We start from the raw sequence: 10905 nt of genomic DNA, 5'->3' as shown, positions 1-10905 counted from the left end.
GGCCCAGCCCTCGTCCCGGTCCCGGTCCCGGTCCCGCACACCGTCGCGCTCCCCTCAGCGCCCTCCCCGCCACGGACCCGCCCTTCGTCGAACCCCCGCTCGGGCGCCCCCATCCGAGGTCGTCGTCGCTCACGCGCTCACCTCCCGGCACGACCGGTAGAAGTCCGTCCAGCCGTCCCGCTCACGCACGACCGCCTCCAGGTACTCCTGCCAGACGACCCGGTCGGCCGCCGGATCACGGACGACGGCGCCGAGGATGCCCGCGGCGACATCGCCGGATCGCAGCACTCCGTCGCCGAAGTGGGCGGCCAGGGCAAGACCGTTGGTGACGACGGAGATCGCCTCCGCCGTCGACAGCGTGCCGCTCGGCGACTTCAGCTTGGTGCGGCCGTCGGCGGTGATGCCGTCGCGCAGCTCACGGAAGACGGTCACGACGCGACGGATCTCGTCGATGCCGTCGGGCGCGGCCGGCAGGTCGAGGGAGCGGCCGATCTGGTCGACGCGGCGGGAGACGATGTCCACCTCGGCCTCGACGCTCTCCGGCAGCGGCAGCACGACCGTGTTGAAGCGGCGGCGCAGAGCGCTGGAGAGATCGTTGACGCCCCGGTCGCGGTCGTTGGCCGTGGCGATGAGGTTGAAGCCGCGGACCGCCTGCACCTCCTGCCCCAGCTCCGGTATCGGCAGCGTCTTCTCCGACAGGATCGTGATCAGCGTGTCCTGCACATCGGCCGGAATCCGGGTCAGCTCCTCGACCCGCGCCGTCATCCCCTCCGCCATGGCCCGCATGACGGGGCTGGGCACGAGGGCGTCCCGGCTCGGCCCGTGCGCGAGCAGCTGCGCGTAGTTCCAGCCGTACCGGATCGCCTCCTCCGGTGTGCCCGCCGTGCCCTGCACCAGCAGCGTCGAGTCGCCGCTGACCGCCGCGGCCAGGTGCTCGGAGACCCAGGTCTTCGCGGTGCCGGGCACGCCGAGCAGGAGCAGGGCGCGGTCCGTGGCGAGCGTGGTGACGGCGACCTCGACCAGGCGGCGTGGGCCCACGTACTTCGGGGTGATCACCGTGCCGTCCGGCAGCGTGCCGCCCAGCAGGTACGTGGCCACGGCCCACGGCGACAGCTTCCAGCGGGCCGGGCGCGGGCGGTCGTCCTGCGCGGCCAGCGCGGCCAGTTCATGGGCGAAGGCGTCCTCGGCATGCGGTCGCAACGCCTGGGTCGATTCCGCCTCCCCCGCTTCGACGGACGTCGGCTCAACGGACACGGTCATGGCAAGGTCCCCCTCCAGCTCGGCCGGTTCGGATCTGCCACCAACGTTGCACCACGCCACTGACAACGCGTTCCGACCTGCGAAAACGCGCTTGCGAGGCCGATCGCGTGACGTCGGCCCCGGCCGATTGTCAGTGGTGGGATCTACCTTCGATGGCATGACTCAGCAGGGGGTGCGCTGGACCGCGGAGCAGGTGTTGGCACTGGCTCCTGACGCGGCGTCACGCAAAGCGGGAAGCAAACTCGGCGCGGCGGGGCCGTGGTCCGAGGCGGGGAGTTCCGACGAGGGGACGGTGTGGGGGCTGTGCAAGGGCAGTGGCAGCAAGCCGTATCAGACGGTCATCGACATCGCGGACGCCGCCGGGCCCGCGTACAAGTGCAGTTGCCCGAGCCGGAAGTTCCCGTGCAAGCACGCCCTCGGGCTGCTGCTGCTCTGGGCGGACGGGGAGGGCGCGGTGCCGCCGGCTCAGGCGCCGGACTGGGCGGAGCAGTGGATAAAGGGGAGAAGGCAGCGCGCGGAGGAGAAGCGGACGGCGGGCGCGTCCGGTTCCTCGTCGGCGTCCGGTGATCCGGAGGCGGCGCGGCGCCGGGCGGAGCGCCGTGCCGCACGGGTCACCGCGGGGGCGACGGAGCTGGAGCAGCGCCTGGCGGACCTGCTGCGCGGCGGCCTGGCCGGTGCCGAACAGGCGGGATACGGGATGTGGGAGGAGACGGCCGCCCGCATGGTCGACGCCCAGGCCCCCGGACTGGCCGCGCGGGTCAGGGAGTTGGGGGCGATCCCGGCGTCCGGCCCGGGCTGGCCGGTGCGCCTGCTGGAGGAGTGCGCCCTCCTCCATCTCCTCGACCAGGGCTGGCTGCGTCGCGAGGGGCTGCCCGACGCCCTGTCGGACACCGTCCGCTCCCGCGTCGGCCTGCCCGCCTCGGCGGACGGCCCGCCGGTGCGGGACCGCTGGCTGGTCCTCGCCCAGTACGACACGGCGGACGTGAAGCTGACGACGCGCCGGATATGGCTGTATGGCGCCGACTCGGGCCGCACCGCACTCCTCCTCTCCTACGGCGCCGCCGGCCGCGCACCGGAGCTGGCGCTGCCGGTCGGGCTGGTCCTGGAGGCGGAGGTCGCGGCGTTCCCGGGTGCCGGGCAGCTCCGGGCGTCCCTGGGCGAGCAGTTCGCACCGCCCGCGCCCACGTCGATACGGCCGCCGGGGGTGACAACGGCCGAGGCGACCGCCCGTTACGGCCAGGCGCTCCGCGACGACCCGTGGCTGGACTCCGTCCCGGTCACCCTGGACCGGGTCGTACCGACCCCGGACGGCGACTCGTGGCAGCTGGCGGACGCCGACGCGGACACGGCACTGCCCCTGACCCCGGCCGCCCGGGCCCGCCCGGGCCTGTGGCGGCTGGTCTCCCTGTCGGGTGGCGGACCGGTCAAGGTGTTCGGCGAGTGCGGCCACCGCGGCTTCACCCCGCTGACGGCCTGGCCGCAGGGCGAGGGAGAGGCGGTGCGGTTGTGCTGACCGGCGCCTCGCGGACACGTAGGCAGAGTGGACGGCAGACAGGAGTGAGCCTCATGAACAGTCCCTCCGTTCCCGCGGACTCGCCGGCACCGGACGCCTGGGAGGAGCTCGTCACGGCGGCTCTCCTCGGCACGGACCGGCGTACGCCCCCGGGCGGCGCGCCGGGCCGACAGGCACCGGTGACGCTGCTGGACACGGCGGCCGTGGCGACCGTACGGCGGCGGGCCGGGCTGAAACCGGCCCGGGCGGCGCAGCGGCCCCAGCCGGCGCCCGAGGATCCCCGCCCGGTGCTGCCTCCGGCGGCGGCCCGCAGGCTGGCGATGCTGCTGGCCGACCGTCCCGGCGCGGGCGGCGGCCGCAGAGGGACGGCACCGGACCTCATGGAGCTGCTGCCCCAGTGGCTCGCGACGGCGAACGACCGCGGTTTCGCGCCGCCACCGGAGACACTGCCGGCGCTGCTGGACGCGGCGCGGGGCCGTACGGATCTGCGACCGGCGGCGCTGACGTTCGCCGGCCCGCGGGCGGTGTGGCTCGCCCGGTTGAACCCGGACTGGAGGTTCGCCCTGCGTGCGACCCCGGGCGGAGGCGCGGCACTCCCGCAGCTCGATGACCCGGCCGAGGTCCGACAGCTGTGGCAGGAGGGGCTGTTCGCCGAGCGGGTCGGCCTGCTCTCCGCGATCCGCGCCCGTGAGCCCGCCGCCGCGCGCGAGCTGCTGACCACGACGTGGCCGACGGAGCGGGCCGAGGACCGGCTGATGTTCCTCGACTCGCTGCGCACCGGTCTTGGCCCGCAGGACGAGCCGTTCCTGGAGCAGGCGCTGGCCGACCGGAGTCGTAACGTCCGGGCGACGGCCGCGGAACTGCTGTCGGCGCTGCCGGGCTCGGCGCTCGCGGCGCGGATGGCGATACGGGCCGGGGCCTGTGTGGCGCTGGACCACACCCGGGACGCACCGACGATCAGCGTGGAGGCGCCGCACGAGTGCGACGCGGCCATGGAGCGCGACGGGGTCGTCGCCAAGGCTCCGGCAGGACGCGGTGAACGGTCGTGGTGGTTCGGCCAGTTGGTGGAGGCCGCGCCGCTGGGCACCTGGTCGGGGCGGCTGGGCGGCCGTACGCCCGGCGAGATCGTGGCGCTGCCGGTGACGGACGACTGGCAGGGCGAGCTGCACGCGGCGTGGTGCCGGGCGGCGGTACGGCAGCGGGACGGCGCGTGGGCGAGGGCACTGCTCGGCTCGCCGTCCGCTCCGGAAGCCGGCGGCCCGGGGGCGGTGTCCCTGGCCGAGCGCGCGAAGCTCCTCGGCAAACTCGGCTCCGCCGAACGGGCCGAGTGGGTGGCCGGGTTCATCGCGACGCACGGTCTGTCCGAGGCGTTTCAGCTGCTAGGGGTGTGCGCGGTGCCGTGGAGCGGACCGCTCGGGCGGGCGGTGGTCGACGCGCTCAACATCGCGCGGGACGCGGGGAGTTATCCATGGAGTTTCAGTGGAGTGATGGGCCTGGCCGAGCGCTGCCTCGACCCGTCCGAGGCAAGCCGCCTGGACGGCCTGCTGGCGATACCGGACGAGCCGGAGGACGCGTCACCGGGCGCCGGGGGCTATTGGGCGGAGGCGTTCCAACGCCTGGTCACGACGTTGCGGTTGCGGGCGGCCATGATCGAGGAGCTGGACACTGTCAGCCCGTCTGGGGGTGCCCCCTCTGGGGGAGTTTGAGGACGAGGCCTTCGGGCCGAAGCGGGGGTCTGGGGGCGGCAGCCCCCAGAGACCGCCACCCCGACGCACCCGCACCAAAAGTCGGCCAAGTCGCAGCAGGCAATCCGCTCACCGGCCGGAGGCAGCCCGCACCCACTCCACGATCGCCTGAGTAGTCGCCCCCGGCGTGAAGATCTCCGCGACACCCTTCTCCTTCAGCGGAGCGATGTCCGCCTCGGGGATGATCCCGCCGCCGAAGACCAGGATGTCCTCCGCCTCGCGCTCCTTGAGGAGGTCGATCACGGCGGCGAAGAGAGTGTTGTGGGCGCCGGAGAGGATGGACAGACCGATCGCGTCGGCGTCCTCCTGGATCGCGGTGTCGACGATCTGCTCGGGCGTCTGGTGAAGCCCGGTGTAGATGACCTCCATACCGGCGTCGCGCAGCGCCCGCGCGATCACCTTGGCCCCCCGATCGTGGCCGTCGAGCCCAGGCTTGGCCACCACCACGCGGATCGGACCGGCTGCCACACCCATCACTGCCTCCATGAAGCGACTACATCCATCCGTACCGACAGGCACCGCTCATATCCGAGTTATGCCGCACTCGGCGCACATGTCATACATATGCGCTGTCGCACACCTCCGTCACCCGTTGCTCCGGACGCGCGCTCGGCACGGACGCCTCGGGCCACATCGCCCGAGGAAGTGAACGAACGTTATCGCCAGCATCCCGCAACCGGCAGTTTCGCGGTGCAGACCGAGGGGGAAATCACACGGTGGGACACGTTCGCCGCGCACCGTTCCATATCTCTGCGGCACACGGGCCGCGGAAGTCCGCGGTGCGCGTCGCAGCGGGACCACGCGCAAAGGGAGTCGCAACGAGGTCGCCGCACCACCGCGCCGCCGACCGCGCGCCGTGGCGATGCGACGTATCGACGGTGGCACGAAGGGCACGTAGGGCAGGTAAGGCACGACAGCGGGGAGCTCGTCGCCACACCGGCAGGGAGCCCCGTCAGGTCATCGGCGCGCCACGGCCGCCCCGACCGCCGCGCAGCACGCGCCTCGCTCACCCCACGCGCCTTCCTCATGCTCCGCCGGCCACCTCGGCCGCGACTTCCACGAGGGCACACGGGGGCCGGAGCCGTCCTCCGCGTGCCACAAGGAGGTCGGCCATGAAGGTCACCGGGGCAGCACTCCCCTTTCTTCCGCTCTGCCGACGCCTGCTCCCGAGCAGACTCGCCGGCCTCTCCCTCGCCCTGCTGAAGGCGACCGCCCTGGAGATCGCGATCCTCGCGGGGCACGTCCTGCTGTATCCGTCCGGCATCACCCAGGAGCGCCGCACGACCCCCATGCTTCCCGCCAGGGACACCGCCCCCCTGCCGACCCGCAACCGACCGCCCGTGGTTCTGCTGCACGGGTTCATCGACAACCGCTCGGTCTTCGTCCTGCTGCGCCGCAGCCTCGCCCAGCACGGCAGGCACCAGGTCGAGTCGCTCAACTACTCCCCGCTGACCTGCGACATCCGCGCCGCCGCCGAACTGCTCGGCCGGCACATAGAGGGGATATGCGAGCGCACCGGCAGCAGCCAGGTGGACGTCGTCGGGCACAGCCTCGGCGGGCTGATAGCGCGTTACTACGTGCAGTGCCTCGGCGGCGACCTCAGGGTCCGCACCCTGGTCACGCTCGGCACGCCGCACGCCGGCACCCGCGTCGTCCCGCTGGCGAACGCGCACCCGATCGTGCGTCAGATGCGCCCCGGCTCACCGGTCCTGGAGGAACTGTCCCGGCCCGCGCCCGGTTGCCGTACCCACTTCGTGAGCTTCTGGAGCGACCTCGACCACCTCATGGACCCGCTGGAGACGGCCTGTATCGACCACCCTGACCTGCTGGCGCAGAACGTCCGCGTGAGCGGCATCGGCCATCTCGCCCTCCCGGTGCACCCCGCCGTGGCGACCGGCATACGGCAGGCGCTGGACACCGCCCCGCCAGGAACCGAGGCCACCCCGCAGGCCGACGGCCTGACCGTGGCGTAACGCCCCCCGACCTGCCGTCGTCCCACCCCGCCCGACGCCCGTCTCACCCTCGGCCCACACCCGACACACAGCCCCGGAACAGCCGACCGACATCGAACAATCTTCGAACACAAGGCCAAACTCGCGCCCACAGTCCGCCAAAACACGGCCGAATGCCCGTTTCCTTCAGGCGCGAAACCTGCCGAAGATTGTCGTGCCCGCGTACCGCCGGGTACAGTCGCCGCACTGCTCTGGCAGCCCCTGTTGTCGAGGCGAGAGAGAAGTTGGTGAACGATCGTCACCCGTCGGGGACCATGACCTCCCCGGCCACGGCTTCCGATGCCGCCTCGGCGCACTACGCGTCCTACGGCGCCCAGGAAGCCCAGTACGGTGACTCCACCACGTACGGCACCTACGACGCCACCGGATTCGGCGCCGCCGGCCACGCCACCACCACCTTCGACGCGGACCCCCTCTTCGGCTGCCTCCCCGGTGACAACACCGGCGCGTACGACGCCACGCAGTGGTCCACGGGCAACCACCACACCGTGAACTACGACGCCTACGCGGCCCAGCACCACGCCGCCTACGACACCGGCGCGTACGACACCACCGCGTGGACGGCCGAGCACGAGCGACTGGCCTTCGTCCCGCAGCAGGCCAACGGGCACGACGTCTCGGGCCAGTGGGACGCGACCGCCTGGGTCCAGCCCGACCAGTCCGGCGTCCCGGCCGACCAGACCCAGCAGTGGGAATGGGGCACGCAGACCTTCGACACCGGGGCCTACGACGCCACGCAGTGGAACTCCGACGGCGGAATCGACGGCGCCACCACACAGGCGACGGGCGACTACCAGCAGCCAGCAGAATCCTTCGACCAGCAGGCAACGGCGCACTTCGAGCACATCGACCCCGCCGGCCACGTCGACCCCACCGCCTACGCCGATCCCGCCCAGCCCGACTCCGAGTCGGCCGCCACCGGCGAACTCCCCGCCGAGGCCCGGCTCCTCGACGACCAGGAGGAGACCGCTCCGGCCCCCTCCCCGCGCGCGGCGTCCCGCAGCGGCTCGCGCTCCCGCCGCCGTACGCCCCCCAAGCGCTCCGCACTGCTGACGGTCGCCGTGCCCTCGGCGTGCGTGATGGGCGTCGCCGGGATCGCCGCCGCCTCCGTCGGCACCCTGACCGACGACAAGGACGCCTCCACGCTCGCCTCGGACACCGAGGCCGTGAAGCCGTCCACCGCGAACAACAAGCTGGACACCCAGCTCGAAAGCCTCTCCGCCGGCGCCGACGACTTCGCCGACCGGGCCAGCCGTACGCAGGAGCGCATCGACCTCAAGGCACAGCAGGCCGCCGAGAAGCGCAAGGCCGCCGAGGAGGCGGCCCGCAAGGAGCGGCTGCGCCCGAAGTTCGCGGTGCCGGTCGCGAACCACGGCCTCAGCGCCTACTTCGGCCAGTCCGGCATCAACTGGATGTCCGTGCACACCGGCATCGACTTCCCGGTCTCGTACGGCACGACGGTGATGGCCGCGACCGACGGCACCGTCCGGACGCAGTGGAACAGCGCCTACGGCAACATGATGATCGTGACCGCGAAGGACGGCACGGAGACGTGGTACTGCCACCTCTCCAGCTACCGCGTCGCCTCCGGTACGACGGTGAAGGCCGGCGACCCGATCGCGTACTCCGGCAACTCCGGCAACTCGACCGGCCCGCACCTGCACTTCGAGGTACGGCCGGGCGGCGGCTCGGCCATAGACCCGCTGTCGTGGCTGCGCAGCCACGGGCTGGACCCGACGTAACCGCCGACCACCGCCCGACCACCGACCAACTAACCCCACGCCCCCGCCCGTCAGCGGGGGCGCGCGCTTGCCGGCCCTACAACTTCTCCACCGGCGCATACCGCAACAGCAACCGCTTCGGCTTGGTGTCCCCGAAGTCGATCGTCGCCTCGGCGTTCGCACCCGTGCCCTTCACGGCCATCACGGTGCCGAGCCCGAACTGGTCGTGCGTGACCCGGTCCCCGACGGCCAGCTGGACGACGGGCTTCTCCGACGTACGGCGGGTGGCGAAACCGGACGCACCCGAGGCGGAGGAGCGCGAGCGGGACGAGGACAGCGAGGCGGCCACCCCGGACGCAGGTCCTGAGGACACCGGCGAGGTCGCCCCCGTCCGCTTCCAGTCCACGTGCTGGGCGGGGATCTCCTCCAGGAACCGGGACGGCGGGTTGTACGACGGCTGTCCCCAGGCGCTGCGCATCGCCGACCGCGTGAGATACAGCCGCTCACGCGCACGTGTGATGCCGACGTACGCGAGCCGCCGCTCCTCCTCCAGCTCCTTGGTCTGGCCGAGGGCGCGCATGTGCGGGAAGACGCCGTCCTCCATGCCGGTGAGGAAGACGACCGGGAACTCCAGGCCCTTGGCGGTGTGAAGGGTCATCAGGGTGATGACGCCGGAGCCGTCCTCGTCCTCGTCGGGGATCTGGTCGGAGTCGGCGACCAGCGCGACCCGCTCCAGGAAGTCCGCGAGCCCGGCGGAGGTCTCGCCCTCGCCCGCCTCCTGCTCGAACTCCAGGGCGACGGCCGCGAGTTCCTGAAGGTTCTCGATACGGGTCTCGTCCTGAGGATCCGTGGAGGCCTGCAACTCGGCGAGATAGCCGGTCCGTTCCAGCACGGCCTCCAGGATGGTGGCCGGTCCCGCCCCGGACTCGACGACCGTACGGAGTTCCTCCATCAGCGTGTTGAACCGCTTGACGGCGTTGGTCGACCGAGCGGCCATGCCGTACGCCTCGTCCACCCGCCGCAGCGCCTGCGGGAAGCTGATCTTCTCCCGCTGCGAGAGGGCGTCGATCATCGCCTCGGCACGGTCGCCGATGCCCCGCTTGGGCACGTTCAGAATCCGCCGCAGCGGCACCGAGTCCTCGGGGTTGGCCAGCACCCGCAGGTAGGCCAGCACATCGCGGACCTCCTTGCGCTCGTAGAACCGCACCCCGCCGACGACCTTGTAGGGCAGCCCGACACGGATGAAGACCTCTTCGAAGACACGGGACTGGGCGTTCGTCCGGTAGAAGACGGCGACGTCGCCGGCCTTGGCGTCCCCCGCGTCCGTCAGTCGGTCTATCTCGTCGGCGACGAACTGCGCCTCGTCGTGCTCGGTGTCCGCGACGTACCCGGTGATGCGCGCGCCCGCGCCCGCGTTGGTCCACAGGTTCTTGGGCCTGCGGGACTCGTTGCGCTCGATGACGGCGTTGGCGGCGCTCAGGATCGTCTGGCTGGAGCGGTAGTTCTGCTCCAGCAGAATGGTCGTCGCGTCCGGGTAGTCCTCCTCGAACTGCAGGATGTTGCGGATCGTCGCGCCCCGGAAGGCGTAGATCGACTGATCGGCGTCACCCACGACACACAGCTCGGCGGGCGGGACGTCGTACTCGCTGGGCGGCACGTCGACCGGATGCTCACTGGTCCCGACGAGCTCGCGCACCAGCGCGTACTGCGCGTGGTTGGTGTCCTGGTACTCGTCCACCAGCACATGGCGAAAACGCCGGCGGTAGTGCTCGGCGACGTCCGGGAAGGCCCGCAGCAGATTGACCGTCGTCATGATCAGGTCGTCGAAGTCGAGAGCGTTGGCCTCCCGCAGCCGCGACTGGTACATCGCATACGCCTGAGCGAGCGTCTTCTCGAAGCCGTCCGTCGCCTGGGCGGCGAAGTCCTCCTCGTCGATCAGCTCGTTCTTCAGATTGCTGATCTTGGCGCTGAAGGACTTGGGCGGAAACCTCTTCGGATCAAGATCCAGATCCCGGCAGACAAGGGCCATCAGCCGCTTGCTGTCAGCGGCGTCGTAGATCGAGAACGAGGAGGTGAACCCGAGCCTCTTGCTCTCCCTCCGCAGGATGCGCACGCACGAGCTGTGGAAGGTCATCACCCACATCGCGTTGGCCCGCGGCCCGACGAGCTGCTCGACGCGCTCCTTCATCTCGCCCGCGGCCTTGTTGGTGAAGGTGATCGCGAGGATCTGCCCCGGATGCACGTCACGCTCGGCCAGCAGATGGGCGATGCGATGGGTGAGCACACGCGTCTTGCCGGACCCGGCACCGGCCACGATGAGCAGCGGGCTGCCGGAGTGGACGACGGCCGCACGCTGGTTCTCGTTCAGCCCCTCCAGCAGCGCGGCGGCGTCGATGACCGGCCGCGGGGCCCCGTCGCGGTAGTGACTGTCCCGGTCCGGAGGCACGTCGAACTTCCCGCCGAACAGATCGTCCGGAACCGGTTCCGGAGCGTGATCGTCCTCGGGCGGCGGCGGAGGCTCCTCGTGGGCCCGCGGGGCCTGGAGGTCCGCCAGGAAGCTGTCGTCAAAGAGGCTGCTCATCGCTCTCCGAGTCTAGGGCGCCCCACTGACAGCCCGCCGCCACCCCGAGAACCTCACCCGCCTCAATCTCCAC

General features: G+C 71.6%; 7 protein-coding genes. 4 read left to right on the top strand and 3 right to left on the bottom strand.

Going from position 1 to position 10905, the window contains the following annotated elements; genetic code table 11:
• Window positions 1-129: 129 nt before the first annotated feature.
• Entirely contained in the window at window positions 130-1260 is a 1131-nt protein-coding gene (locus tag L0P92_RS36730; RefSeq protein ID WP_234767399.1) for an ATP-binding protein, read from the bottom strand.
• A gap of 157 nt (window positions 1261-1417) precedes the next feature.
• Between L0P92_RS36730 and L0P92_RS36725 the strand changes: the two genes are divergently transcribed.
• Window positions 1418-2773 carry an SWIM zinc finger family protein gene (locus L0P92_RS36725; RefSeq protein WP_234767398.1) on the top strand — a complete coding sequence of 452 codons (1356 nt, stop codon included), beginning with the start codon at window positions 1418-1420 and terminating at the stop codon, window positions 2771-2773.
• A 53-nt stretch (window positions 2774-2826) separates the two neighbouring features.
• Window positions 2827-4479: a DUF5691 domain-containing protein gene (locus tag L0P92_RS36720; protein ID WP_234767397.1), complete on the top strand. Its 1653-nt coding sequence runs from the start codon at window positions 2827-2829 to the stop codon at window positions 4477-4479.
• A 108-nt stretch (window positions 4480-4587) separates the two neighbouring features.
• Here the strand turns inward: L0P92_RS36720 and icmB are convergent, their stop codons facing one another.
• Window positions 4588-4992 (bottom strand): coenzyme B12-dependent isobutyryl CoA mutase small subunit, encoded by a 405-nt coding sequence (gene icmB / locus L0P92_RS36715; RefSeq protein ID WP_234767400.1) that lies wholly within the window; start codon window positions 4990-4992, stop codon window positions 4588-4590.
• 638 nt (window positions 4993-5630) lie between these two features.
• Between icmB and L0P92_RS36710 the strand changes: the two genes are divergently transcribed.
• Window positions 5631-6491: a lipase family alpha/beta hydrolase gene (locus L0P92_RS36710; RefSeq protein WP_234767396.1), complete on the top strand. Its 861-nt coding sequence runs from the start codon at window positions 5631-5633 to the stop codon at window positions 6489-6491.
• 293 nt (window positions 6492-6784) lie between these two features.
• A complete protein-coding gene (locus tag L0P92_RS36705) occupies window positions 6785-8272 on the top strand; it encodes a M23 family metallopeptidase (RefSeq protein ID WP_234767395.1) in 1488 nt (495 codons plus the stop codon).
• A gap of 76 nt (window positions 8273-8348) precedes the next feature.
• Here the strand turns inward: L0P92_RS36705 and pcrA are convergent, their stop codons facing one another.
• Window positions 8349-10832, bottom strand: a complete 2484-nt coding sequence (pcrA, locus tag L0P92_RS36700) for a DNA helicase PcrA (protein WP_234767394.1) — start codon at window positions 10830-10832, stop codon at window positions 8349-8351.
• Window positions 10833-10905: the final 73 nt, after the last annotated feature.

The organism is Streptomyces muensis (genome assembly GCF_021474425.1).
GTDB lineage: Bacteria > Actinomycetota > Actinomycetes > Streptomycetales > Streptomycetaceae > Streptomyces > Streptomyces muensis.
Note: the sequence above shows the minus strand (reverse complement) of the source record. Positions and strands in the feature narration are given on the sequence as shown.

Coding starts and splice junctions, on each gene's coding strand:
- L0P92_RS36720 (WP_234767397.1), top strand. CDS start 2,827: ATGAACAGTCCCTCCGTTCCCGCGGACTCGCCGGCACCGGACGCCTGG.
- pcrA (WP_234767394.1), bottom strand. CDS start 10,832: ATGAGCAGCCTCTTTGACGACAGCTTCCTGGCGGACCTCCAGGCCCCG.
- icmB (WP_234767400.1), bottom strand. CDS start 4,992: ATGGGTGTGGCAGCCGGTCCGATCCGCGTGGTGGTGGCCAAGCCTGGG.
- L0P92_RS36710 (WP_234767396.1), top strand. CDS start 5,631: ATGAAGGTCACCGGGGCAGCACTCCCCTTTCTTCCGCTCTGCCGACGC.
- L0P92_RS36705 (WP_234767395.1), top strand. CDS start 6,785: ATGACCTCCCCGGCCACGGCTTCCGATGCCGCCTCGGCGCACTACGCG.
- L0P92_RS36725 (WP_234767398.1), top strand. CDS start 1,418: ATGACTCAGCAGGGGGTGCGCTGGACCGCGGAGCAGGTGTTGGCACTG.
- L0P92_RS36730 (WP_234767399.1), bottom strand. CDS start 1,260: ATGACCGTGTCCGTTGAGCCGACGTCCGTCGAAGCGGGGGAGGCGGAA.